The sequence below is a fragment of the Collinsella aerofaciens genome (genome assembly GCF_002736145.1).
GTDB classification, from domain to species: Bacteria; Actinomycetota; Coriobacteriia; order Coriobacteriales; family Coriobacteriaceae; genus Collinsella; species Collinsella aerofaciens_A.
Genome location: NZ_CP024160.1, coordinates 1,092,865 through 1,116,990, shown reverse-complemented (window position 1 = coordinate 1,116,990; position 24,126 = coordinate 1,092,865). Strand labels below are relative to the sequence as shown.

Below are 24,126 nucleotides of genomic sequence, written 5' to 3'. Positions count from 1 at the left end.
GCGGCGCCGTGGTACCATAGCCGAGTTTGTTGTCTTGGTCGGAAACCAAGACGCCTTATGCGCTGATCGGTAACCAGCGCCTGACCAATAAGGAGTCCTACCATGAAGCAGGGTATCCATCCCCAGTATGTCGAGTGCACGGTGACGTGCTCCTGCGGCAACACCTTCAAGACGCACGCTACCGTGTCCGAGATGAAGGTCGAGCTTTGCAACGAGTGCCACCCGTTCTACACCGGCCAGCAGAAGTTCGTCGACACCGGTGGACGCGTCCAGCGCTTCGCCGACAAGTTCGGTGGCGCCGCTGCCGCCCAGCTCAAGAAGGCCGAGGAGGCCAAGGCTGCCAAGGCCGCCAAGGCTGCTGAGGCCGAGGCCGCTCGCAAGGCCGCCGCTGAGGCTAAGGCTGCCGAGAAGGCCAAGCGTGCTGCTAAGTTTGCCGAGGAGGCTGCCAAGCAGGCCGCCGAGGCTCCCGCAGAGGCTCCCGTCGAGGAGGCCGCTGCCGAGGCCGAGACCACCGAGGCTGCTGAGTAAATAGCTCGCCGCGGAAACACTCGCATTCATGGCATGAGGGCCGCGCACCCATTTGGGTGCGCGGCCCTTTTCATTTTATTGGTGCAAACCAACCTGTCCCCATTGCACCAGATTGGTGCGAAGGGGACAGGTTGGTTTGCACCAAATGGCAGAGAGACAGCGTTTTCCCAGATAAAAGCTGCCAAAATAAACCAGTCCCTATTTGGCAGGTTGGTCGTAGTTATTACGTGGCGGTTGAGGTCGACCGCATAGGCAGCGCCTTGTTTGGCTAAAGTACAATTATCTGTGTTTAACTCGCCCGCAGCTGCACGGCGTGGGCGATGGCCAAAAAGGAAAACCACATGGGATTCATGTCAAAGCTGCTGTCCTTTGGATCCGATAAGGACCTTAAGCGCTACTACAAGATCGTCGACCAGATCAACGGTCTTGAGCCCCAGTTTGAGAAGATGACCGAGGAGGAACTCCGCGGCCAGACCGATAAGTTCCGCGAGCGTTACGCCAACGGCGAGTCGCTCGACGACATGCTTCCCGAGGCCTTTGCCACCGTGCGTGAGGCTTCCAAGCGCACCATGGGTATGCGCCACTTTGACGTGCAGCTCATTGGCGCCATGGCGCTGCACGAGGGCCACATCGCCGAGATGAAGACCGGCGAAGGTAAGACCCTCGTCTCCACGTTGGCCGGCTATCTCAACGCTATTGCCGGCAAGGGCGTGCACGTCGTTACTGTCAACGATTACCTTGCCAAGCGCGACTCCGAGTGGATGGGCCGCATCTATAAGTACCTGGGCATGACCGTCGGTCTGCTCCAGAACAACATGCCGCTCGAGCTCAAGCGCCCGGCCTACCAGGCCGACGTCACCTACGGCACCAACTCCGAGTTCGGCTTTGATTACCTGCGCGACAACATGGTTACCCGTCCCGAGCAGCGCGTGCAGCGCGGTCACAACTACGCCATCGTCGACGAGGTCGACTCCATCCTGATCGATGAGGCCCGCACTCCGCTGATCATCTCGGGCGCTGGCACCAAGTCCGCCAGTACCTACAAGGACTTCGCGCGTGCCGTGCGTGGCCTTGAGCGCGGCGAGGACGTGTCGCACGACATGCTTACCGCCACCGAGGACGTTGAACCCACGGGCGACTACGTCATGGACGAGGCCAAGCACACCATTGCCGCTACCGAGCGCGGTCTTAAGAAGATCGAGCGCCGCCTGGGTATCGATGACATCTATGCCGATCTCTCCGGCCAGTTGGTCAACCACCTGCAGCAAGCGCTGAAGGCCCAGTACATGTTCCACCGCGACAAGCAGTATGTGGTCACCAACGGTGAGGTCAAGATCGTCGACGAGTTCACCGGCCGCATTATGGAAGGCCGCCGCTATTCTGAGGGCCTGCACCAGGCCATCGAGGCCAAAGAGGGCGTGCTCGTACGCGAGGAGAACCAGACCCTGGCCACCATCACCCTGCAGAACTACTTCCGTCTGTATGACAAGCTCTCCGGCATGACCGGCACGGCACTTACCGAGGATGCCGAGTTCCGCGAGATCTACAAGCTGCCCGTCGAGGTCATCCCCTCCAACAAGCCCGTGCAGCGCGTGGACCACGAGGACCTGGTGTACCGCACCATTCAGGCCAAGTACAACGCCGTCGCCGACGATGTGGAGCGTCGCCACGCCAAGGGACAGCCGGTCCTGGTGGGCACCGTCTCCATCGAGAGCTCCGAGAAGCTGTCGGCCGCCCTTACCAAGCGCGGCATCGCGCATGAGGTCCTTAACGCCAAACACCACGAGCGCGAGGCCCATATCGTGGCCCAGGCTGGTCGCTATGGCGCCGTGACCATCGCCACCAACATGGCCGGTCGTGGTACCGACATCCTGCTGGGCGGCAACCCCGACGAGTTGGTGCGCGAGCGCCTGGAGTACGAGGGCCTGACCATGGAGGACGTGACGCCCGAGCAGCTCGAGCAGTTTAACGCCGAGGCCAAGGAGACTTGCAAGGCCGAGCGCGAGCGCGTGCTTGCCGCCGGTGGCCTGACCGTTATCGGCACCGAGCGCCACGAGTCCCGCCGTATCGACAACCAGCTGCGCGGCCGCTCCGGCCGTCAGGGCGATCCGGGCGAGACCCAGTTCTACCTGTCGCTCGAGGACGACCTCATGCGCCTGTTCGGCGGCGACAAGATGGACCGCGTCTCCAAGATGATGGTCACGGCCGACATGGGCGACGACATGCCCATCCAGCACAAGATCATCTCCAAGGCCGTCGAGAGCGCCCAGCACAAGGTCGAGAGCATCAACTTCTCCATGCGTAAGAGCGTCCTTGAGTACGACGACGTCATGAACAAGCAGCGCCAGGTCATCTACGCCGAGCGCAATAAGATTCTGGACGGCAAGGACCTGACCGACCACATCACCGAGGTCATGCACGACACCGTGTACCGCTGCGTACAGGAGTTCTGCACCAAGGACAGTCACGATGGCGAGCGCGACCTGGAGGGCCTGCGCAAGTGGGTTGTGGAGCTCACCGGCCACATCGATACACCGAAGTTCCCCGACGAGGATTATGAGGCCCTGGCTGCCGATGTCCTGGCTTACGTAGAGAAGTGCTACAACATGAAGGCCGAGCGCTTGGGCGAGGACCTGATGCGCGAACTCAACACCCAGGTCATGCTGCGCGTCATTGATACCCGCTGGATGAACTACCTGCAGGAGATGGACTACCTCAAGACCGGCATCGGCCTGCGCGGCTTTGGCCAGCGCGACCCGCTGGTTGAGTACAAGACCGAGGCCTACGGCGCGTTCCAGATACTCGTCGATACCATGTATGAGGATTACCTGCGCACAGTTCTGCGCATCGAGATCAAGGCTGCCCCGCGTGCCGTGGAGCACAAGGAGGAGCCCGCGCTCGAGGGCGCGCACTTCTCCGGTCCTGCCGAGGTCGATGGCGACAACGGCGACTCGGTGCTGCGCAAGCAGGCGCAAGTGCAGGCCCGCACGGCTGTCCAAGGTGGTCCGGCTGCCGTCAACAACGGCGGCAAGGTGACCACCTATCGCAAGTCCGAGAGCGACGATCCGTACGTCAACGTGGGCCGCAACGACCCGTGCCCCTGCGGTAGCGGCAAGAAGTTTAAGTACTGCCACGGCAGGAATCGTTAATGGCTGAGGCTTTAGAGGTAACGCCCGCCGAGCTGGACGCGTTTGCGGACCGGCTCGGTGAGGTCGAATCGTATCTCCATTTGGACGAAAAGCGCACGCGCGTGACCGAGCTCGAGGCCAAAAGTGTCGCCCCTGGCTTTTGGGATGACGCCGACGCCGCCCGTGCCACCATGGAGAAGATTGCGCGCACCAAGGAAGATATCGCTTCCGTGGACACCGCACGCGGCGAGCTATCTGACGCCCGCGCGGCGCTGGAGCTTGCCGAGGAGATGGGGGATGACCCCGATGCCGCCGCATTGCGCGAGGAGGCTGCCGCTACGGCAGAACGCCTGGCCCGCGCTATCGACCAGCTCGAGCTTTCGAGCTGGTTTACCGGTGAGTTCGATCACGGCGATGCCATTGTGACCATCAAGCCCGGACAGGGTGGCCTGGAGGCCCAGGACTGGACCTTCATGCTCTTTAAGATGTACATGAAGTACTGCCAGCGTCGCGGCTGGAAGGTCACCATCAACGACTGTCCCGCGGCCGAGGTCATCGGCATCGACCGCGCGACCTTTACCGTCGAGGGCAAGGACGCATTTGGCATGCTGCGCGCCGAGGCCGGCGTCCACCGCTTGGTGCGCATTAGCCCCACCGACGACAAGAAGCGCCGCCAGACCACGTTCGCTGGCGTCGAGGTCATCCCCGTGCTACCCGATGATATCGACATCGAGATTAGTCCCGACGACATTCGCGTCGACGTGTACCATGCAAGCGGCCCGGGCGGTCAGGGTGTCAACACCACCGACTCCGCCGTGCGCGTGACGCATTTTCCCAGCGGCATTGTGGTTACCTGCCAAAACGAGCGCAGCCAGATCCAGAACAAGGCCGCGTGCATGCAGATCCTCAAGGCTCGCCTGTACGAGATTGAGCTCGAAAAGCGTGCCGAGGCGCTCGACGAGATCCGCGGGCCCAAGACCACGATTGGTTTTGGCAACCAGATTCGCAGCTACGTGCTCTACCCGTACCAGATGGTCAAGGATCTGCGCTCGGGCGTGGAGACCAGCAATGTCGAGGCCGTTCTTGACGATGGCGACCTGGACCCGTTTGTTATTGGCTACCATCGCTGGGCCACTGGCAACGCTGACGCGGAGACCCCATCTGCATAAACCGCCCGGGTTTATGTGGAAATGGATTAAAACCCTCCGAGCGGTGTGGTTTTGTATCCAGAGTAGACCCTGCGCAGGGGTGGTTTTTGTCCGGCGAATCGGTAGAATCGAATACAAAAGTTCAAAGCGCATCCGATGGGGTGCGCTTTTTTGAGGGAGGCAGCGTGGCATACCGTCTGGACATCAAGCGCATTCTTTCGATGAACTTCTTTCACGACCTGCCCCAGATTATGTTGGGGTGCGCTCTGGCCGCTATTGCGACCGACCTGTTTTTGATTCCCAACGGCCTTGCTGCCGGTGGCGTTACGGGCCTTGCCACCATTATCCAGGCGGTCGGTGCATCGCGCGGCCTATCGCTTCCAGTTGGTATTCAGACGATCGTGATGAACGCCTTGCTGTTGTTGGTCGTTATGCGCGAGGGCGGCATGTTCTACGTGGTGCAGACGGCGACGGGCTTTGTGCTGCTGGGCTTCTTTACCGACCTGTTCGCCCCGTTTGTAGCACCTCTGGCGCATGCGGACCTGATGCTTCCCGCTATGTGGGGCGGCATTATTACGGGTATCGGTTACGGCATGGTGCTGCGTGCCGGCGCCAACACCGGCGGCTCGGACACGATTGGCCAGATCATCTCGCGTAACACCTCGCTGCCGGTGGGCTCGACCGTTATGGCAATCGATGTTGCCGTATGCGCGGCATCGGCTCCGGTCTTCTCGCTCGAAAATGCCCTGTACGCAGGACTTTCGATGGTGATTAGCGGCTATGTGATCGATGCGGTGGTCGATGGCGGCAACAAGCGTCGTATGGTACTCATCATCTCGGACAACTTCCCCGATATCGCGGCCGACATCATGTATGGTCTGGGCCGCGGCTGCACCAAATTAAAGGCGACCGGCATGTATTCGGGCGCCGAGAAGCCGGTGATCATGGTCATCGTGAGCCGTCGCGAGCTCAATACGCTCAAGACCATTGTGTGCGAGCGCGATCCTCATGCCATCGTGACGGTTGCCGACGTTACGGAAACCTTCGGTGAGGGCTTTAAGGACATTAACGCGTAGGGTCGACCGCGTTCCATCCAAAAGACGTTCACATTGATAAACCGTTTCATCAGCGGTTCTGCCTGCTCAATTGCTCAAATAATGATAAAAAGTCTGGTAAAGCCATCAGTTTCCAGCATAATGAAGGACGTACGTGCATCGCGGCTGGGTTGGGACGACCTTCTGTGCCGTGCGCATTTTGTCTAATGAGGATGAAAGGAAGGCACAATGAGCGACGAAGAGCTCAAAAAGGTTGCCAACGAGGTAAGGAAGGGCATCGTCACCGGCGTGCACGCTGCCAAGTCCGGCCATCCGGGCGGTTCGCTCGGCGCTGCCGACATCATGACCTATCTGTACTTTGAGGAAATGAACGTCGACCCGGCCGATCCCCGCAAGGCCGATCGCGACCGTTTTGTGCTCTCCAAGGGCCATTGCGCTCCGGGTCTGTACGCCGTGCTCGCCGAGCGTGGGTTCTTCCCCAAGGAGGATCTTGAGACGCTGCGCCACATCGGCAGCCACCTGCAGGGTCATCCCAACATGAACGACACTCCGGGCGTTGACATGTCCACCGGTTCGCTCGGCCAGGGCATTTCCGCCGCCGTGGGCATGGCCGTTGCCGCCAAGCACTGGGGCGACGACTATCGCACCTACGCCCTGCTGGGCGATGGCGAGAGCGAGGAGGGCCAGGTCTGGGAGGCCGCCATGTTTGCCGGCAACCAGCAGCTCGATAACCTCTGCGTGATCGTCGACCACAACGGTCTGCAGATCGATGGACCCGTCGAGGAAGTCAACGACCCCATGCCGCTCGCCGACAAGTTCCGCGCCTTCAAGTTCCATGTGGTGGAGCTCGCCGACGGCAACGATTTCGACCAGATTCGCGCCGCCTTTGCCGAGGCTCGCGCCACCAAGGGGCAGCCGACTGCCATTATCGCGGAGACCACAAAGGGCAAGGGCGTGTCCTTTATGGAGAACCAGGTGGGTTGGCACGGCAAGGCCCCCAACGATGAACAGTTTGAGCAGGCCATGGCAGAGCTCACGGCCGCCGGAGAGGAGCTCTAGGATGGCAGACGTCAAGAAAATCGCCACGCGCGTAAGCTACGGCGAGGCCCTCGTCGAGCTCGCCAACGAGCACGATGACTTTGTGGTCCTCGACGCCGACCTGGCCGCCGCCACGCAGACCGGCAAGTTTAAGGCCGCTTGCCCCGATCGCTTCTTCGATGTGGGCATTGCCGAGAGCAACCTGATGGGTGTTGCCGCCGGTATCGCAACCACCGGTCGCGTTGCCTTTGCGAGCACCTTTGCCATGTTCGCCGCTGGTCGCGCCTTTGAGCAGGTCCGCAACTCCATCGGCTACCCGCACCTCAACGTCAAGATCGGCGCCACGCACGCCGGTATTTCGGTGGGCGAGGACGGCGCTACGCATCAGTGCTGCGAGGATATCGCCCTGATGCGCGTCATCCCCGGCATGACCGTTATCGTTCCCGCCGACGACGTGGAGGCCCGTGCCGTGACGCGCGCCGCCTACGAGTGCGACGGCCCCGTGTACATGCGCTTTGCCCGTCTGGCCTCGCCGGTCATCAACGACCCCGAGACCTACAAGTTCGAGGTAGGCAAGGGCATCGTCATGCGCGAGGGCACCGACGTGACCATCATCGCCTGCGGCCTGATGGTCGGCGAGGCCCTCGAGGCCGCCGAGCAGCTCGCTGCCGAGGGCATCGATGCCGAGGTCATCAACATGCACACCATCAAGCCCATCGACGCCGACCTGATCGTCAAGAGCGCCACCAAGACCGGCCACGTCGTGACCGTCGAGGAGCACTCCGTGATCGGTGGCCTGGGCAGCGCCGTTGCCGATGTCCTGTGCGAGCAGTGCCCGACGCCGCTCAAGAAGATTGGCGTCAACGACACCTTTGGTGAGTCTGGCCCGGGTGCCGAGCTCTTGCACAAGTATGGCCTGGACGCCGCCAACATCGTGGCGACCACCAAGGAGTTCTTGGCATAAGGCAAGACGAGGCAAAGTATCGCCTCAGCAACCGTATGCAATCCAAAACAGGGGCGTCCTCAAAGAGGACGCCCCTGTTTTTGTCGGCAACAAACAAATTAGGCCCGCACCAAGCAAGGGTTTTCTTCGGGAAACGGGCCCAGACCAGCAAAGTGCAATTCAGACCCTCCCAACTTTGTGTGCACGGCATCTCAAGCTGGTGCGTCGGCCCCCTAGTAGTCGCAGACCGGGCACAGGGTTACTCTCCAAATCTTTCCGCAGGACGGAGGAGCCCCTGCCGCGCGAAGCGCGCAGCGGGGGCTCCGACATGTCCGAGGACGATTTGGAGAGTAACCCTGCGCCCGGCCGGTGAGACCCAAACCCCGCCATGCTTCTTATGTGCAGTAAAGCTAATGCTGCTAAAATACAAAGCGCTCATGTAGTTTAAACGCACGACGATAAGGAGCACCAGTGGGTAACCACTTCCGTACCTCCGGTGCGGGCGATGATGCCCCCAAGACGCAGGCAGGCGTCCAGGGCAGTCGTTTCGCCACTCCGGATTCAGAGGGCCAGCCTGTTGCTCAGGCCCCCGCTCAGCCGGCAGATCAGGCACAGCCGGCATCCGATCCCTTTGCCTACAATCCCACCAGCGATGTTGCGCTTTCCGGCACGGCGGGTTTTGAGCCCGTTCAGGCTGTGACCGCTCGCGTGGAGCAGCCTCAGGCTGGCGCCGCCGCGCCGCAGCCTAGCATGGCCGGCATTCCCGACCCCATGGCTCCTGCGACACCGGCTCCTCAGCCTGCGCAGTCTGGCCTCTTTGCCGCTATTCCCGATCCCACGCAGCCTGCTGCCCCGGTGGTCGAGAGCGATCAGGCAGCCGAGGTCGCAAGCCTCGATAACGCGCTCAACAACCCCGATTTTACGTCGGTGTTTGCGCCCATCGATCCGCAGGCCAGCCGCAAGAAGATGGCCAAGCAGGCCGGTGTCGAGCCCGTCATCCTTATGGAGCATGTCACCAAGATCTATCCGGCACAGCCCAACAAGCCTGCACTCGACGACATCAACATCGAGATCTATCCGGGCGAGTTCGTCTTCCTGGTCGGTCACTCCGGCTCGGGTAAGACCACGCTGCTGTCTACGCTCAACCGCGACGTCAAGCCGACGAGCGGTCGCATCCTGGTTGCCGGTCAGGACCTCATGAAGATCAAGAACCGCAAGGTTCCGTTCCTGCGCCGCCAGATTGGCGCCGTGTTCCAGGACTTTAAGCTTCTGCCGCAAAAGAGCGCCTACGAAAACGTGGCGTTTGCCCTGCAGTGCATCGGCAAGCCCAAGGGCGTCATTCGCAGCCAGGTGCCCGAGGTGCTGCGTCTGGTCGGTCTGGCCGATCAGATGGACTCGCTACCCGACCAGCTTTCCGGTGGCGAGCAGCAGCGCGTTGCCGTCGCCCGCGCTATGGTCAACCGTCCGCCGTTGCTGATCTGCGACGAGCCGACGGGCAACCTCGACCCGGCGATCTCGCTGGGCATCATGAAGCTGCTCGAGCGTATTAACCGCACGGGCACCACCGTGATCGTCGCCACGCACGACCGCGAGATGGTCGATAGCATGCACCGTCGCGTGATCGCCCTCGAGGGCGGCCACGTTATCCGCGACCAGGAGAGGGGAGGTTACGGCAACTATGGCACCAACTAACGTGGGCTACTCCTTCAAAGAGGCAATCAGCCACTTCTTCCGTAACTGGACTACCTCGCTCGGCGCCGTCATCACGATCTTCCTTTCGCTGTTTATCATCGGCCTGTTCATCATGGGCTCCGCGATGCTGAACTCCGTGATCGGCACCGTCGAGGATCAGGTTGTCATCAACGCGTTCATTAGTGATGACGCCGATCAGGCCGATGTTCAGGCTTTTGAGGCCGAGCTCAAAACGTGGAGTAACGTGAAGTCCGTGACCTATAAGGACAAGGACGACGCGCTGGCCGAGTACACGAGCAAGATGTCGGGTAACGCCGATGCCACCATGAGCGCGCTCGACGGCCAGAACCCGCTGCCGGCTTCGTTTGCAATTGAGATGGACGATCCGTCCAAGGTCGAGAGCACGGCCCAGAAGCTCAAGAAGAACGCCGACTTCCAGAAGATCGCGGATGATGGCGACGTCAACGCGAGCGTGCTGTACGGCCAAGAGGAAGTGAGCCGCCTGTTCCAGGTGACCAACTACATCCGCATCGCCGCCGTGGTGCTCGTTGGCCTTCTGACCTTTATCGCATTCATCTTCATCAACAACACGATTCGCCTGTCCATCACGGCGCGTCGTCGTGAGATTGCGATTATGCGTCTGGTCGGCGCCAGCAACGGCTTCATTCGCGGCCCGTTTATCACCGAGGGCGTACTGCAGGCCATTTTGGGCTCGCTGCTTTCCATCGGCGTTCTGGAGCTGCTGCGCAATCTGATGATTCCGCGTCTGCAGGAGAGCATCGGCTGGATGTCGTTTGCCCTGCCGATGCAGTACTACCTGGTGACCTATGCTGCGCTGATCCTGGTCGGTGTGATTATCGGTCTCTTTGGTTCTGCCATCGCCATGCGCCGCTACCTGCGCGTGTAGGCATGCCTGGAATTCACCCCTTCCAACGGGTCGTCTCTTATGGGGCGGCCCGTTTTTTGATCCCTAGGGGACGGCAGGAAAGCGAATCATTTGGGTAGACTCTTTGGAGTTCGCAATCGATAGTTAGGAGGCGCCATGGGGCGCAATAACAAGCATAAGCGCGGTGCCCGCAATAAGCGCGGGCCGGTGCGCAGCGAACGCCGTCCGAGCCTGACCGGGCGCGTGCAGCTCCATGAGCATGGCGCCTATGTCATAACCGAGAATGGCGACTACAAGGTCATGGGCCGCGGTAAGCGCGAGATCATGGACGGCGATACCGTTGCCGTGAGCATTAAGAACAGCCCGCACGGTGAGCGGCGCGCCGTGATCGAGGGCGTGGTTGAGCGCGCAGCCATAAGCGTGGTGGGTACGTACCAGACCGCCGGTCCGCTCGGCGTGATCGAGCCGCTCGATTCGCGCCTGAAGGCCGACTTCTTCATTCTGCCCGAGGATACCTCGGCGGATCGTCTGGGCGTCCACCCGGGTGATGCCGTTGTCGCGCGCATTTTGACCTACCCGACGCGCCTGGAATCGGGCACCGTGACGATCGAACGCCGCATTGGCGGAGATGACGCGCCCGATTTGGGCGTTCAATATGTGATGGCGCGTTATGGCTATACCGATAGCTATCCCGAGGCCGCGCTGGACGAGGCCGAGGGGCTTTCGCTCGATGTGTCCGCGGCGCTTAAGGACCCGCTCCGCCGCGATCTGCGCGACCGCTTTGTCATCACGATCGACCCGGTCGACGCGCGCGACTTTGACGATGCCATTTCGCTTGAGCGCACGCCCGAGGGTGGCTACAAGCTGGGTGTGCATATCGCTGACGTTTCTCACTATGTGGCTTGGGACGGGCATATCGATCTTGAGGCTCGCCATCGTACGACATCGGTGTATCTGGCCGATCACGTGCTTCCCATGCTGCCCGAACGCCTGTCCTGTGACCTGTGTTCGCTTCGCCCTGACGAGGACCGTCTTGCGTTTACCGTTGACATTGAGCTCGATGCGCAGGGTCGCGTGCGGCATTACGATCCGTACCCCAGCGTGATTCGCTCGCGTGTGCGTATGGACTATGACGGCGCCGAGGCACTGCTGGTGCGTGCCGGCGCGGTTGAGTATTCGGTGCTGGAGGGTGCGGCCGAGGATGTTGCGGCTGCTGAGGTCTCGCGCGAGGAGGCGCTTGAGCGCGGTCTTGCGTGCGAGAAGGCCGCCCGCGGCTGCAACGTCGACCTCGGCAATTTCCTTGTCGCCGCCAACGAACTCGCCGAACTTCGCCGTCGTATTCGTCGCGTCCGCGGCTCAGTCGATTTTGACACGGCCGAGATTCGCGCTCTATTGGATGAGGACGGAGTGCCCGTGCAGATTGTGGCGCGTGAGCGTTCGTGTGCCACGTCGCTTATCGAGGAAGCCATGCTGCTCGCCAACGAGTGCGTGGCCGAGTGGCTGGCAGACCGTGATATCGAGGCCTGCTATCGCGTGCATGAGGATCCGAGCCCCGATAGCCTGCACGGTGCCGCCGTTGCGCTGGCGCAGCTGGGCATCATCGACGATCGCCGTGCTGCCGGTATTGCCCTGGGGAGTCCCGATGAGCTGCAGGCTGCAGTTGATGCTGCCGCCGGTACGGCAAACGCACCGCTCGTCAACACGTTGCTTCTGCGCAGCATGCAGCGTGCGCTGTACAAGCCGCGCAACGAGGGCCATTTTGCACTCGCCGCGCCGTGCTACTGTCACTTTACGAGTCCCATCCGTCGCTATCCCGATCTGGTGGTGCACCGCGTGCTCAAACTGCAGTTGGCCTATGAGCAGCTCGGCGGCAAGGACGCCCTGGTCCGTACGCCGCGGCTGATCGGCAAGGGGCGCGAGTCGCTGCCGCGCATTCTGCCGCAGATCTGCCGCGCATGCAGCGACGCCGAGCGCGCGGCCGATGCCGCCAGCCATGCGACGCAAAAGATCAAGATTGCCCAGTACTATGAGGACCGTCTGGGCGAGCGCTATGCCGGAACGGTCTCATGGGTCAGCAGTATGGGCCTGTTCGTACGCTTGGACCTGACACAGGTCGAAGGCTTGGTTTCGATCAAGAGCCTGGGCAACGAGTGGTTCGAGTTTGACGAGGACGCGCTCACGCTCACAGGTGCCGACACGGGGACCCGCTATGAACTGGGGCAGCGTGTGATCATCGAGGTCTCGCGCGTCAATACCACGCGTGGGCACTTGGACTTTAAGCTTATCCATTAGCCAAATCCCGACTCATGGCGGGAGAGCGGAGGGCGGTCTTTCGGGGCCGCCCTCCGCATTTGGATCATGGCTACCTTGCCGTTTGCTCGGCCGCCCGCTTACCTGCTATTCGAGAGGTAAAACCTACCAAAATAAACCTGTCCCTTTTTGGCAGGTTTACAAGAAAGCGGGGATGAGATGGCGACGGTGTACGGTTATGCGCGGGTGAGTTCGCGCGATCAGAATCTGAATCGGCAGCTGGATGCGCTGGGCGCCTATGGCGTGGGCTCGGCGAATATTTATGCCGACCATGCGAGCGGCAAGGACTTCGATCGCCCGCGGTATCGCGAGCTGCTGCACATCCTGGGAGACGGGGACGTGCTGGTGGTGCTTTCTATCGACCGACTTGGCCGTAATTACTCCGAGATTCTTGAGGAATGGCGACGCATTACCAAGGAGCTCGGGGTTGCCATTGTGGTGTTGGACATGCCATTGCTTGACACGCGCGCCAGGGCCAGCGGCACGCCGGATGTGACCAACACCCTGATTGCCGATATTGTGCTGCAACTGCTGAGCTACGTGGCGCAGGTGGAGCGCGAGAATATCCATCGGCGCCAGGCGGAGGGAATTGCAGCGGCGCGGGCGCGAGGGGTTCGTTTCGGTCGACCTCGCAAGCCGTGCCCTCCTCAGTTTGAGCTGGTACGCGATAGCTATGAGGCGGGCGATATTACCCGCAGCCAGGCGGCAAAGTGCCTGGGCGTGTGCGTGGGGACATTCGATCGCTGGATGCGCGAGGCGGGGTAGGGGTTTGCGTCGCTTTGTCGCTTCCTGTTGCGATTCAAATTTTGATACGGTGACGATGTCATTCGGGGCTACACTCGCTGATATTCAAAAAAGGAGGTAGGCCCTTGGCGCGCGTAAAACAAATAATCGGATGGACCGCGATCGTTCTGTTCGCTGCAACGCTGGCGGGCATCTGGGTGCTGACGGAGCAAAATGCGGTGGAGACGTCGTTGCTGAGCGAGTCCACCGCGCGTGTGGTGGAGGGTCAGGCTACGGGCGTACAGGCTGCCGATGCCACGGGTGAAGCTCAGACGGAGAACGGAATGACCGGGGGCACCGATTCGGCTGCCTCGAATGTACGGTCTGGCCGACTTGCTTCCATTCGCATGTGGGTGGGCACGAACGTCCGTCGCGTTGCCCATACCGTAGAGTTTTTCTTCGTCGGATTGTTCGCCTCGGTGGTCGTGGTTTGCCTTTCCAGGCGTCCGTGGAGCGTATGCTCCCGTTGCCTGCCCGTATTGCTATTTTGCGCCGCCTGCTCCATTGGCGATCAGGTGCATAAGATCTTTGTTCCCGGCAGGCATTTCGACGTTATCGATTTAGGATTCGATGCTGCGGGCTATGTCACCGCCATGCTGTTGGTATTGCTGGCAGCGGCGTTGGTGCGCTATGCGACTCGGCCGATCGGCGCCCATGCGAGGCGCTAGCCGGTAACAAACCCGTTTCTGATAATGCGACCTTGTTGAATTATTTTGTGTCGCGCGTATTTCCGAGCGGTCGGATTTGAGGGGCGAGCGGTAGAACGCTCGCCCTTTGTGCGCCACGATGCGGCACAATGTACCGTAAAAGCTGTTTGTATCCGGTACGAATCGTTCGTTGGTCTTTAATTCTTCTCAACGGAGGTGTTTGAGATGGCAAACGGATTGCTTTTGCGGCTTCGCGAGCGTGAGCTCAGCGCGAGCCCGGCGGAACGCAATGTCATCGCATATGTAAGCGCTCATCCGCACGAGGTGGTCGGGCTGTCCGTCCGCGGTCTTGCCGATGCCACGTTCTCCTCGCCCTCGAGCATTTTGCGCTTTTGCAAGCGCTTGGGTTTTGCGGGCTACAAGGAGTTCCAGCGCGAACTGATTGCCGAGCTGGCGCTCTTGGGTGACAAGAAAGACGTTGCCCTCGAGGACATCTCCATGGATGACAGCGTCGAACGTATCGTGGGGAAGGTGATGAAAAGCAACGTGCGCACGATCGAAGCGACGGCGCGAACGCTCGATTACACCGTCTTGGAGCGATGTGCGGCCTATCTTAAGCGGGCACGCGCGGTCAATCTGTTCGGTATCGGTGCCTCTCGTTTGGTCGCGCACGATCTGGCGCAAAAGCTCATGCGTGTCGACAAAGAGTGCCATCTGTACGACGACTGGCATGATCAGCTCTTGTGTGCCAAGAACATGCATGAGGGCGATATGGCGATCGCCTTTAGCTACTCGGGCTTGACGCAAGAGGTGCTGGACTGCACCGCCGAGGCTCAACGTCACAACTGTCCCGTTGTGGCCGTTACCAAAGTAGATGGATCATCCAAGCTTGCCACCATGGCCGATGCCGTGCTCGGCGTCGCTGCGAGTGAGCCCTTGGTCCGCAGCGGTGCCATGGCTTCGCGTATGGCCCAGCTTATGGTTGTCGATGCCCTGTACGCTGCTTACGTTGCCAGCGACTACGAACGGGCGACGCATGTCATTAAGCAAAACTACATCGAGAAACAGGAAAGATGAGGTGAATGAAATGCTCGATTTAACAAAATTCACGACCGAACAGCGTAATCAAAGGTCTATGGACCTCGATACGATGACATCGCTGCAAATCGTCACGATGATGAACGATGAGGATCTTCGTGCCGTCCAGTCGGTCACGAAAGTGTTGCCCCGGGTTGCCACAGCAATCGACTGGGCTGCTGAGGCACTCGAGCGCGGCGGGCGCGTCTTTTACATGGGCGCAGGCACCAGCGGCCGTCTGGGCGTACTCGACGCTTCGGAGTGTCCGCCCACGTTTGGCGTGTCACCCGATCTGATTGTCGGGCTCATTGCCGGAGGCGAGACGGCGTTTATCAAGGCTGTCGAAGGTGCCGAAGACAGTGAGGAGCTTGGCGCGAGCGACCTGCGGGGGCGTGGGCTCTCGGACAAGGATCTTGTCGTTGGCCTGGCGGCAAGCGGTCGTACTCCCTATGTGGTGGGCGGCCTTGTGTACGCCAAGGCAACTGGGTGCAAGACGATCGCAATTGCCTGCAACCAAGGGTCGAAGATCGGGGAGAGCGCAGATCTTGCCATTGAACCCGTGCCCGGTCCCGAGGTACTGACCGGCTCAACGAGGCTCAAGGCGGGAACGGTTCAAAAGCTCATTCTCAACATGATTTCGACCGGTGCCATGGTCAAGATCGGCAAGGTATACCAAAACCTGATGGTCGATGTGCAGCAGACGAACGAGAAGTTGGTGGTGCGCGGCCAGAACATCGTGATGGAGGCGACCGGCTGCACGCGCGAGCGCGCTATTCAGGCGCTTGCAGATGCCGGCGGCCACGTAAAAACCGCTATTGTCTCGGTACTGCTGGACTGCGATGCCGAGCAGGCTGCGGTAGCTCTTGAGCGAGCGCGAGGCCATGTCCGTGCTGCGGTGAGTGGCCATGAGAAGAGCGATGCCGATGCCCAATAGGTGCGCGGCGTGAGCTGATATGGCATCCAGACAAGATACCCAATACAAGGAGGAGTTATGACGAACAAAGAGCTGGCTCAAAAGCTGCTGGACCTTTTGGGCGGTAAAGACAACGTGCTCGCAAACGCGGCGTGCATGACGCGCCTGCGCGTGACCGTCAAAGACGCGGGCAACGTCGACACGGAGGGCATTAAGGCGCTCGACGGCGTGATGGGCCTGGTCGAGGACGACACGATGCAGATCGTACTGGGGCCGGGCAAGGTGAATAAGGTGCTCGAGGAGTTCTCCAAGCTCACCGGCCTTGCGAAAGGCGTTGCTGACGAGAGCGTGGTCGACGCTGCGGCCACAAACAAGGCCGCGCAGAAGGCCAAGTACGAGTCCAAGCCGGTTCAGGCCTTCCTCAAGAAGATTTCCAATGTCTTCGTCGCCCTGCTTCCCGGCATCATTGCGGCTGGCCTCATCAACGGTATCTGCAACGTCATTAACGTCTCGACGGCAGGCGCGCTTGCGGGCGAGTGGTGGTACCAGGGCATTCGTTCCATGGGCTGGGCCCTGTTTGCCTATCTGCCCATCTTGGTGGGCTATAACGCGGCACGTGAGTTTGGTGGCTCCGCTGCGCTGGGCGGTATCGCCGGCATGATGTGTATCGCCAACAGTGCCATGCCCCTGCTTGCGCCTGGCGCGGCCGATCCTGCCACTGCCATTCTGCTGCCGCTCACCAATGCGCAGTACAACCCCGCAGCGGGCGGCATGATCGCGGCTCTTATCGCTGGCGCATTTTTTGCCTGGATGGAGCGTCAGATTCGCAAGGTTATGCCCAACGCACTCGACACGTTCTTGTCCCCGCTGCTGGTGCTCATCATCGGCGCCTTTGCTCTGATGCTCGTCATCCAGCCGGTTGGCGCATGGCTGACGACTGCCATCTTTAGCGTTTTGACCTTTATCTTCGAGAAGCTGGGCGTCCTGGGCGGCTATATCCTGTCGGCAGGCTTCTTGCCGCTGGTTTCCGTCGGCCTGCATCAGGCGCTCACGCCGATCCACGCTATGCTCAACGATCCCGACGGCGCTACCAAGGGCATCAATTACCTGCTCCCCATCCTTATGATGGCTGGCGGCGGTCAGGTCGGTGCCGGTCTGGCGCTGTACTTTAAGACCAAGAACGCCAAGCTCAAGAAGTACGTCGCAGAGTCCATTCCCGTTGGAATCCTGGGTGTGGGCGAGCCTCTGATGTATGCTGTTACGCTGCCGCTCGTTCGTCCGTTTGTGACGGCCTGTCTGGGTGCCGGATTTGGCGGCGCGCTCGCGGCGCTGCTTCACATCGGCACGGTTTCTCAGGGCGTTTCCGGTCTGTTTGGCCTGCTGATCGTCGTTCCTGGCCAGCAGCTCGGCTACGTTGCCGCTATGCTGTTTGCCTATGCCGCCGGCTTTGTCCTGACGTGGTTCTTTGGCGTCGACGAGCAGAAGATCAACGAGTTCTTTGGCGAATAGTTTGATATCGCGAGCCGTGTTGCTCAGGGCTCGCGGCGCGCGGCAGATTTCTTGATGCTATGGTTGTGCCGGCGGGGCTAACTGCTCCGCCGGCCTTTTTTAAAGGAGCGTTGAAACGTGAAAACGGGTATTTCGATTTATCTTTCCAGCCCTCTGCAGGATATTGAGCGGACGATTGAGCACGGTGCCGCGGCGGGTGCGCGCTATGCGTTCACCTCGCTGCATATTCCCGAGGATGGGGGAGCGGCGTATGCCGATAAGGTCCGTCATGTGCTGTCGCTGCTTTCCGCCCGCGGCATTGCGCTCATCGCCGATGTGGGGCCGCGCACGTGCGATTTGCTCGGGCTTGAGCGCATCGAGGACCTGCGCGATCTGGGGTTGGAATACCTTCGTTTGGACTATGGCTTTAGCGCCCGGCGGGTCGCGGAGCTGTCCGGTGTATTTCGCATTGTGGTCAATGCATCGACGGTGAGTTCTGATGAAATCGCATCGTGGCGTGAGGCCGGTGCCGATGTGACTCGTTTTGCTGCCTGCCACAATTTTTACCCCAAGCCTTATACCGGTTTAGCTCTGGAGGACATTGCTCGGGTGAATCTTCGTCTTGCGGCGCTTGGATTCGAAATCATGGCTTTTGTGCCGGGTGATGCCAACGTTCGCGGGCCGGTATTCGAGGGGCTGCCGACGGTCGAGGCACAGCGCGGTCGCGCGTCAAAGGTTGCCCTCAACATGCTTGAGCTCGCACATGGCGCCGATTGCGACATTGTGTTGGTCGGCGACCCCGATCTTTCCGATGCGGGCTGGGCGCAGTTTGCTCAAGTTTCCGCCGGATACGTGGACCTGCAATGCGAGCTTGAGTCCGGTTATGCCTATGTACGTGGGCAGATTCATCACGACCGGCCCGATTCGAGCACCCTCATCTTTAGGTCTCAGGAGTCGCGCACGACGCTTAAACCGGATTCCGTGCCGATGGATGCCGGTGCCGGCCTGTCGCGAAAGACGGGGTCGATCGCTGTGAGCAATAGCGGCTACGGGCGCTACGAAGGCGAGCTTGAGATTGCGCGGGTCGATCTTCCCGGTGACGAGCGCATGAACGTTGCGGGTCATATCACGCCCGAGGCAATGGAGCTGCTGCCGTTCATCAAACGCGGATTCGGGGTACGGTTCGTTTAGCGTGCGACCCGTGGGCTACAATTGGCCCATCATACGAAGGCACCTCGTGTGGCGTGTGTCCGCGTTGGCCGATCTATATTCGGAGGATTCCCATGACCGTACTGTTTGTTGAATATCCCAAGTGCTCGACCTGTAAGAAGGCCAAGGCATGGCTGGACGAACATGGGGTAGAGTATATCGACCGCGATATCGTTTTGGACAATCCCACGGCTGATGAGCTTGCGACCTGGATTGCTCGTTCGGGGCTGCCGGTGCGGCGCTTCTTTAATTCGTCGGGCATGAAATATCGAGAGCTGGGCCTGAAGGCGCGCCTGGATGCGGGTATGACGGACCAGGAATGCTGCGAGCTGTTGGCGACTGACGGCATGCTGGTCAAGCGTCCGCTGCTGGTGGGCGACGACTTTGCGATCCCCGGCTTTAGGGAAGCGGCTTGGACCGAGGCATTGCTGTAGCGGCTGCGGAAAGTGCGATCCGTTTTGAGTGCTCAGGGTGGGACGTGTTTTCCACTGGCGGGCTCGCTCGGCTCAATCCTCGAGCTGTGCCCATTCGTGCGGATCGTAGACCTTTACGTGCTTGTTGGGCTTGCCGCTCCAGTACTCCTCGTCCATAAAGGGCAGATATGCCTGAACGCCGGGGCAGATAAAGGGAATCCGCTGCTGTTGCAGTCGCTCGCGCTGGCGCTGTTCCAGGTGCGCCTCGGATATGACGGTCGGCATACCGGACAGCTCGACGAGGCTTGCCTGGATTCGTTTAAGGTCGGGGAGTCCCGCGTGCCATGACATCCGCATGATCAAAAAGGATGCACGGCGGTATTTTGCCAGCATCACCGTGATGGCGGGGCGCAGGGTGGGATGGATTTTGTCCCGTTCGGGCCAAAGGTCAGCAGTGATCTCGAGGCCCAGGGTCTCCCATAGGTAATCAAGCTCTTCGTCCATGGCGCCTCGATATCTACGTGATCATTGATACTTCGATTGTGTTGCCTGGTGCTATCGTTTTCACGGTAGAATCTGCCAACGGTTGACGGCTACCGCTCGCGGCGTTTTGCCCTTCGTGTGCAGCGGTCGACTTCACAGGTCCTTCACGGGTTGGACTAAATTAGGCCAATTTGACTGAATTTCAAAAAAGTCAAAATTGGGGCTTGCGTCACGGCGTGACTTCCCGTATATTTCTTTCTTGCGCAAAGGCACAGCCGAGCGCAGCGATGCAGTCATTGGGATGTCGTCTAATGGCAGGACAGCGGATTCTGGTTCCGTCAATGGGGGTTCGACTCCCTCCATCCCAGCCATTGCATTTGCTACATATGGCCCGTTCGTCTAGCGGTTTAGGACGCCGCCCTCTCAAGGCGGAGATCACCAGTTCGAATCTGGTACGGGCTACCAAACTTGAACGCCCGGGCCTCGTAAGAGACCCGGGTTTTGTGTATTGACCGTATATACGGCGCCTGCCGTGTTTCGCTCAGATCGAGGAGTAGCCATGGATCTGCCCATCAGCTTGCAAGACATCACGTATGCCGAGAACTATCTGGCGCAGGGCGACCTGGCTACGGCGACGCCGCTGCTGGAGCGTCTGGTGGAGCTCGCCGAGGAGTATATCGACGCTGAGTGCAAGACGGAGGAGAAGCGTCAATACTTTAGCTTCGATAGCAAGTTTGAGCGCTTGGCCTATCGCCGCGTGGAGAAGGATCCGCGCGAGCTCGTGCAGGTCGAGGTGCCGTTTGACCGCCTGTACTCTGACATGGCGTTTGCCTACATTCGCCAGCAGGATTATGTAAGCGCTCGTAATGCCCTGATGCAGGCTGTGCGTTGGGACCCTATGAACTGCAACTATCGCTTGGATTTGGCCGAGCTGTTCCGCGCTCTCGAGGACAAGCAGGAGTGGGCATCGCTCTCGTTCTCGGTGCTGGAGCGCGCGAGCGATGGTAAGTGCGCCGCACGCGCCTACACCAACTTGGGTCAGTACTTCTTGGAGCCCGAGACCGAGAACATTTCGGCTGCCGTGGGCTGCGCGCGTCTGGCGCTGCGCCTGGCGCCCAACGATGCGCATACGACGCGCCTGCTCAACAAGATCCATACCACCTATCCGGATGCCGCGGACGAGAGTGACGACCATGTGATGGGTGAGCTCGCCCTGCAGGGCGTGCCGACCTCGCCTTCGGCCGAGATCGCCATCTGTCTGATCATGTGTGCGACCGACGCTGCGAGTGACGGCGACAAGCAGGAAGCTACGCGCCTGACGGTCCGTGCCCGCGACCTAGTGGGCGAGGAGGCATGCGCGGCGATTATCAAGCTGGTGCGCGAGAGCGATGCCGAGCTCAATGCCGAGCGCAAGGCAAAGCGCGAGGCTGCGGGCTCAAACGCCGATGGTGCCAAGGAGGCCGGCGATGCCCAGTAAGCGCGAGCGCAAGCTCATTTCCAAGAATCGCTCGGCACACCACGAGTACTTTATCGATGAGACCTTTGAGTGCGGTATTGAGCTGAGCGGTACCGAGGTCAAGTCGATTCGCGAGCGCGCGTGCCAGATTACCGATACCTTTGCACTGATTCGTGGCGGGGAGTGCTGGCTCGTCGGCCTGCATATCCACCCTTATAGCCATGGTGGCGTGTGGAATCGCGATCCCGACCGTCGGCGCCGTCTGCTGCTGCACCGCAAAGAGATCGACTTTCTTGACGGCAAACTTCGCAACCGTGGTTATGCGCTGGTTCCGTTGGAGCTCTACTTTAATACCGACGGTCGCGTAAAACTGCTGCTGGGCCTGGGTCGCGGCAAGAAGCTCTACGACAAGCGCGAGGACATGGCCAAGCGTGATGTCCAACGCGAGATCGACCGCGCCCTCAAGGAACGCAACCGCTGACCGTCCTTCATAAGTTGCGGTGGAATACGGACTGTTTTGCCTGTTTGAGGGGCTATTCAGTCCCTATTTCACCGCAACTGCGGGCGTCTCATCTTTCTTACTGTTCTGACACATATGTTGCAAAGGCGGCGTCCGTTATGGGCGCTGCCTTTTTTGTGGGTACATACATCCATGAGGTTCCAACCCGAGTTAGGGGAGTGATCGTTATGGACAAAACTGCGTTCTTTACCATGCCGAGCGGCCTGTACGTGGTGAGCTCCGCTGCAGACGGGCTGCGTGCCGGCTGCGTTATCAACACGGCGGTGCAGGTGACATCCATGCCGCCGCGCATTTCGGTTGCCGTGAACAAGGACAACGTCACCTCGGGCGTCATCGCATCGGCCAAAGCGTTCGCGCTGACCGTGATCGATCAGACCGCCGACATGCTCTACATCGGTAACTTTGGCTTCCGCACCAGCAGCGATTACGACAAGTTTGCCAAATACGAGACCCGCGAGACGGCTCTGGGCATGCCCTATGTGCCCGAGCACGCGGCGGCCCTGTTTAGCTGCCGTTTGATCGACACTGTGGATGTGGGCACGCATCTGCTGTTTATCGGCGAGGTCGAGGATGCCGAGCGCCTGAGCGACGAGACGCCACTCACCTACGATTACTACCATAAGGTCCTGAAGGGCAAGACGCCTCCGAAGGCGTCCTCGTATCAAGGCTAGAAATGTTCTAAAAATACTTGCATTATATTATTGAGAATATATACTAATAAGTAAGTACACCAGCAGTCACGTTCGAGAGGAGAACATCATGGCTGAGGAGAAGAAGACGTATAAGTTCGTGTGCACCGTTTGCGGTTACGAGGTTGAGGTCGACACGCCCGAGCTGCCCGAGGATTACGTGTGCCCGGTCTGCGGCGTCGGTCCCGATCAGTTTGAGCTCGTCGAGGAGTAGCTTGTCGGCACGCGGCTCACGGCAACACATAGCTCTGTCCAAGGGTCCCGGCTGGATATTCCGGCTGGGACCCTTTTGATTTATCTGACGGTTTAAAACGGCCTTACGTGTTACAGATTGAGACGTTATATCTGGACAGCCACGCCATCCCAATTACATCCCCGTTAGCAGCACGATGTCGAGAATCGTCACGATGACGCCGATCCCTACAAGCAGCGCGTTGAGTGGACGCGAGTTGGCGTATTTGCCCATGACGCGGGGTGAACTGGTGAGCCGTATGAGCACAAAGACCGTAATCGGCAGTTGAAGCGACAGCAGTGCCTGACTCCAGATGAGACCTTCAAAAGGATTTGGGACGACTAGGCACGCCGCCACTGCGCCGACGAAACAGGCCGCCACCCCGATCGAGGAATGTCGGTCGTGGATGTCGTATTCCTCGTCGAACATGCCCGCAGTGATGGTGCCTGCCGCCATGCCCGCCGTCACGCTACTCGAGAGACCCGCGAACAGCAGCGCTACCGCAAAGATGGTCGAGCTCGCCGGGCCCAAGATGGGGGAGAGCGTGGCCGCTGCGACGGCGAGGTCGTCTACGACAATGCCGTGCGCAAAGAAGGTCGTTGCGGCCAGGATGACCATGGCCGAGTTGATTGCCCAGCCCACGCCCATCGAAAAGAGCGTGTCGAAGAGCTCATAGCGCAGACGCTCTTCGATAACCTGCTCGCCTTGGCCTTCGAAGTGCATGGATTGGATGACCTCGGAGTGCAGGAAAAGGTTGTGGGGCATAACGACCGCACCCAGGACACTCACGATAATCGCGGCAGAGCCAGTGGGCATACTGGGCGTGATCCAGCTTGCGGCGGTTTGCGGCCAGTCGACCTTGACTAGTGCAAGCTCGGCCAAAAACGAGAGTCCTACCACGCCTACGAAGGCGATGATCCAGCGTTCGGCATGCTTGTAGGAGCTCGTCATGAGCATCGCCATCGATACTGCCGCCACGATGACGCAGCCCGCACGCACGGGCAGCCCAAAGAGCATTTGAAGGGCAATCGCGCCACCCAGGACTTCGGCCATGGCGGTGGCGACGGTCGCGAGATAGGCACTGGCGAGTACCGTGCGCCCGACGAAGCGGGGGAGGTAACGTGTCGTGGCCTCGGCAAGGCAGGCGCCCGTGGCGATACCCAGGTGCGCCGCGTTGTGCTGCAGCACGATGAGCATAATCGTGGACAGCGTGACAATCCACAGCAGCGCGTAGCCAAACTGCGAGCCCGCGGCCATATTGGAGGCCCAGTTGCCCGGGTCGATAAAGCCGACGGTCACGAGCAGCCCGGGGCCGATATGCCGCGCAATGTCTAGGCCTCCGTGACCACCGGTGCGTCGGGAGCCAAAGTGTTGTTTGAGATGGTTGAGCATGGTGAGCTCCTGCGTGCCGTTTGTTTGACGCCGCAAAGGATACCCGTTTTAGGCTCAAAAGTTAACTAAGACAAACAAAACTGCCGTATTTGAATA

At 60.2% G+C, this 24,126-nt stretch carries 22 protein-coding genes and 2 tRNA genes; 22 read left to right on the top strand and 2 right to left on the bottom strand.

The window, feature by feature from the left end:
• Nucleotides 1-102: 102 nt before the first annotated feature.
• From rpmE to CSV91_RS04765, 16 genes are all read left to right on the top strand, one after another.
• A complete protein-coding gene (gene rpmE, locus CSV91_RS04840) occupies nt 103-528 on the top strand; it encodes a 50S ribosomal protein L31 (protein ID WP_006235303.1) in 426 nt (141 codons plus the stop codon).
• A gap of 341 nt (nt 529-869) precedes the next feature.
• Complete coding sequence (gene secA / locus CSV91_RS04835) at nt 870-3,677, top strand: preprotein translocase subunit SecA (protein ID WP_099432022.1); 2,808 nt, start codon at nt 870-872, stop codon at nt 3,675-3,677.
• Nucleotides 3,677-4,825 carry a peptide chain release factor 2 gene (gene prfB / locus CSV91_RS04830; RefSeq protein WP_099432021.1) on the top strand — a complete coding sequence of 383 codons (1,149 nt, stop codon included), beginning with the start codon at nt 3,677-3,679 and terminating at the stop codon, nt 4,823-4,825. Before secA ends, prfB begins: the two co-directional genes overlap by 1 nt.
• Before the next feature lie 164 nt (nt 4,826-4,989).
• Nucleotides 4,990-5,880 carry a YitT family protein gene (locus CSV91_RS04825; protein ID WP_172622451.1) on the top strand — a complete coding sequence of 297 codons (891 nt, stop codon included), beginning with the start codon at nt 4,990-4,992 and terminating at the stop codon, nt 5,878-5,880.
• A 207-nt stretch (nt 5,881-6,087) separates the two neighbouring features.
• Nucleotides 6,088-6,918, top strand: a complete 831-nt coding sequence (locus CSV91_RS04820; protein WP_099432020.1) for a transketolase — start codon at nt 6,088-6,090, stop codon at nt 6,916-6,918.
• 1 nt (nt 6,919) lies between these two features.
• Nucleotides 6,920-7,861 (top strand): transketolase family protein, encoded by a 942-nt coding sequence (locus CSV91_RS04815; RefSeq protein WP_089572234.1) that lies wholly within the window; start codon nt 6,920-6,922, stop codon nt 7,859-7,861.
• A gap of 450 nt (nt 7,862-8,311) precedes the next feature.
• Nucleotides 8,312-9,532, top strand: coding sequence for a cell division ATP-binding protein FtsE (gene ftsE / locus CSV91_RS04810; protein ID WP_099432019.1), 1,221 nt, complete (start codon nt 8,312-8,314; stop codon nt 9,530-9,532).
• Nucleotides 9,519-10,439: a permease-like cell division protein FtsX gene (ftsX, locus tag CSV91_RS04805; RefSeq protein WP_099432018.1), complete on the top strand. Its 921-nt coding sequence runs from the start codon at nt 9,519-9,521 to the stop codon at nt 10,437-10,439. The genes ftsE and ftsX overlap by 14 nt, the downstream gene beginning before the upstream one ends.
• A 135-nt stretch (nt 10,440-10,574) precedes the next feature.
• Nucleotides 10,575-12,710: a ribonuclease R family protein gene (locus CSV91_RS04800; protein ID WP_099432017.1), complete on the top strand. Its 2,136-nt coding sequence runs from the start codon at nt 10,575-10,577 to the stop codon at nt 12,708-12,710.
• A gap of 177 nt (nt 12,711-12,887) precedes the next feature.
• Complete coding sequence (locus CSV91_RS04795) at nt 12,888-13,493, top strand: recombinase family protein (RefSeq protein ID WP_099432016.1); 606 nt, start codon at nt 12,888-12,890, stop codon at nt 13,491-13,493.
• A 104-nt stretch (nt 13,494-13,597) separates the two neighbouring features.
• The gene (locus CSV91_RS04790) at nt 13,598-14,179 is read left to right on the top strand and encodes a VanZ family protein (protein WP_157757992.1); all 582 of its coding nucleotides are present in this window, start codon (nt 13,598-13,600) and stop codon (nt 14,177-14,179) included.
• Nucleotides 14,180-14,383: 204 nt separating this feature from the next.
• Nucleotides 14,384-15,235, top strand: a complete 852-nt coding sequence (locus tag CSV91_RS04785; RefSeq protein ID WP_099432014.1) for a MurR/RpiR family transcriptional regulator — start codon at nt 14,384-14,386, stop codon at nt 15,233-15,235.
• 10 nt (nt 15,236-15,245) lie between these two features.
• On the top strand, nt 15,246-16,169 hold the full coding sequence (gene murQ / locus CSV91_RS04780) for an N-acetylmuramic acid 6-phosphate etherase (protein WP_099432013.1): 924 nt from the start codon (nt 15,246-15,248) through the stop codon (nt 16,167-16,169).
• A 57-nt stretch (nt 16,170-16,226) separates the two neighbouring features.
• On the top strand, nt 16,227-17,657 hold the full coding sequence (locus tag CSV91_RS04775; protein ID WP_099432012.1) for a PTS transporter subunit EIIC: 1,431 nt from the start codon (nt 16,227-16,229) through the stop codon (nt 17,655-17,657).
• Between the two features lie 117 nt (nt 17,658-17,774).
• Entirely contained in the window at nt 17,775-18,827 is a 1,053-nt protein-coding gene (locus CSV91_RS04770) for a MupG family TIM beta-alpha barrel fold protein (protein ID WP_099432011.1), read from the top strand.
• 92 nt (nt 18,828-18,919) lie between these two features.
• The gene (locus CSV91_RS04765; protein WP_099432010.1) at nt 18,920-19,279 is read left to right on the top strand and encodes an arsenate reductase family protein; all 360 of its coding nucleotides are present in this window, start codon (nt 18,920-18,922) and stop codon (nt 19,277-19,279) included.
• 72 nt (nt 19,280-19,351) lie between these two features.
• On the opposite strand, the gene CSV91_RS04760 is transcribed toward CSV91_RS04765, so the two are convergent.
• Nucleotides 19,352-19,762: a hypothetical protein gene (locus CSV91_RS04760; RefSeq protein WP_099432009.1), complete on the bottom strand. Its 411-nt coding sequence runs from the start codon at nt 19,760-19,762 to the stop codon at nt 19,352-19,354.
• Between the two features lie 276 nt (nt 19,763-20,038).
• Here CSV91_RS04760 and CSV91_RS04755 point away from each other — a divergent pair.
• The 6 genes from CSV91_RS04755 to CSV91_RS04730 all read left to right on the top strand — a co-directional run bounded on the left by CSV91_RS04755 (nt 20,039) and on the right by CSV91_RS04730 (nt 22,620).
• Nucleotides 20,039-20,112 (top strand) — tRNA-Gln (locus CSV91_RS04755).
• A 17-nt stretch (nt 20,113-20,129) separates the two neighbouring features.
• A tRNA-Glu gene (locus CSV91_RS04750) sits at nt 20,130-20,206 on the top strand.
• A gap of 94 nt (nt 20,207-20,300) precedes the next feature.
• Nucleotides 20,301-21,218, top strand: a complete 918-nt coding sequence (locus CSV91_RS04745; protein ID WP_099432008.1) for a tetratricopeptide repeat protein — start codon at nt 20,301-20,303, stop codon at nt 21,216-21,218.
• Nucleotides 21,208-21,678 (top strand): SsrA-binding protein SmpB, encoded by a 471-nt coding sequence (gene smpB, locus CSV91_RS04740; protein ID WP_006235325.1) that lies wholly within the window; start codon nt 21,208-21,210, stop codon nt 21,676-21,678. Before CSV91_RS04745 ends, smpB begins: the two co-directional genes overlap by 11 nt.
• Before the next feature lie 206 nt (nt 21,679-21,884).
• On the top strand, nt 21,885-22,388 hold the full coding sequence (locus CSV91_RS04735; RefSeq protein ID WP_099432007.1) for a flavin reductase family protein: 504 nt from the start codon (nt 21,885-21,887) through the stop codon (nt 22,386-22,388).
• Nucleotides 22,389-22,476: 88 nt separating this feature from the next.
• Nucleotides 22,477-22,620 carry a rubredoxin-like domain-containing protein gene (locus CSV91_RS04730; protein ID WP_035137395.1) on the top strand — a complete coding sequence of 48 codons (144 nt, stop codon included), beginning with the start codon at nt 22,477-22,479 and terminating at the stop codon, nt 22,618-22,620.
• Nucleotides 22,621-22,773: 153 nt separating this feature from the next.
• On the opposite strand, the gene CSV91_RS04725 is transcribed toward CSV91_RS04730, so the two are convergent.
• On the bottom strand, nt 22,774-24,030 hold the full coding sequence (locus CSV91_RS04725; RefSeq protein WP_099432799.1) for an Nramp family divalent metal transporter: 1,257 nt from the start codon (nt 24,028-24,030) through the stop codon (nt 22,774-22,776).
• Nucleotides 24,031-24,126 lie beyond the last annotated feature (96 nt).

What these genes read in the sequence shown, in the direction of transcription:
- rpmE (WP_006235303.1), top strand. Translation starts at nt 103, where the DNA reads ATGAAGCAGGGTATCCATCCCCAGTATGTCGAGTGCACGGTGACGTGC.
- secA (WP_099432022.1), top strand. Translation starts at nt 870, where the DNA reads ATGGGATTCATGTCAAAGCTGCTGTCCTTTGGATCCGATAAGGACCTT.
- prfB (WP_099432021.1), top strand. Translation starts at nt 3,677, where the DNA reads ATGGCTGAGGCTTTAGAGGTAACGCCCGCCGAGCTGGACGCGTTTGCG.
- CSV91_RS04820 (WP_099432020.1), top strand. Translation starts at nt 6,088, where the DNA reads ATGAGCGACGAAGAGCTCAAAAAGGTTGCCAACGAGGTAAGGAAGGGC.
- CSV91_RS04815 (WP_089572234.1), top strand. Translation starts at nt 6,920, where the DNA reads ATGGCAGACGTCAAGAAAATCGCCACGCGCGTAAGCTACGGCGAGGCC.
- ftsX (WP_099432018.1), top strand. Translation starts at nt 9,519, where the DNA reads ATGGCACCAACTAACGTGGGCTACTCCTTCAAAGAGGCAATCAGCCAC.
- CSV91_RS04800 (WP_099432017.1), top strand. Translation starts at nt 10,575, where the DNA reads ATGGGGCGCAATAACAAGCATAAGCGCGGTGCCCGCAATAAGCGCGGG.
- CSV91_RS04795 (WP_099432016.1), top strand. Translation starts at nt 12,888, where the DNA reads ATGGCGACGGTGTACGGTTATGCGCGGGTGAGTTCGCGCGATCAGAAT.
- CSV91_RS04785 (WP_099432014.1), top strand. Translation starts at nt 14,384, where the DNA reads ATGGCAAACGGATTGCTTTTGCGGCTTCGCGAGCGTGAGCTCAGCGCG.
- murQ (WP_099432013.1), top strand. Translation starts at nt 15,246, where the DNA reads ATGCTCGATTTAACAAAATTCACGACCGAACAGCGTAATCAAAGGTCT.
- CSV91_RS04775 (WP_099432012.1), top strand. Translation starts at nt 16,227, where the DNA reads ATGACGAACAAAGAGCTGGCTCAAAAGCTGCTGGACCTTTTGGGCGGT.
- CSV91_RS04765 (WP_099432010.1), top strand. Translation starts at nt 18,920, where the DNA reads ATGACCGTACTGTTTGTTGAATATCCCAAGTGCTCGACCTGTAAGAAG.
- CSV91_RS04760 (WP_099432009.1), bottom strand. Translation starts at nt 19,762, where the DNA reads ATGGACGAAGAGCTTGATTACCTATGGGAGACCCTGGGCCTCGAGATC.
- CSV91_RS04745 (WP_099432008.1), top strand. Translation starts at nt 20,301, where the DNA reads ATGGATCTGCCCATCAGCTTGCAAGACATCACGTATGCCGAGAACTAT.
- smpB (WP_006235325.1), top strand. Translation starts at nt 21,208, where the DNA reads ATGCCCAGTAAGCGCGAGCGCAAGCTCATTTCCAAGAATCGCTCGGCA.
- CSV91_RS04735 (WP_099432007.1), top strand. Translation starts at nt 21,885, where the DNA reads ATGGACAAAACTGCGTTCTTTACCATGCCGAGCGGCCTGTACGTGGTG.
- CSV91_RS04730 (WP_035137395.1), top strand. Translation starts at nt 22,477, where the DNA reads ATGGCTGAGGAGAAGAAGACGTATAAGTTCGTGTGCACCGTTTGCGGT.
- CSV91_RS04725 (WP_099432799.1), bottom strand. Translation starts at nt 24,030, where the DNA reads ATGCTCAACCATCTCAAACAACACTTTGGCTCCCGACGCACCGGTGGT.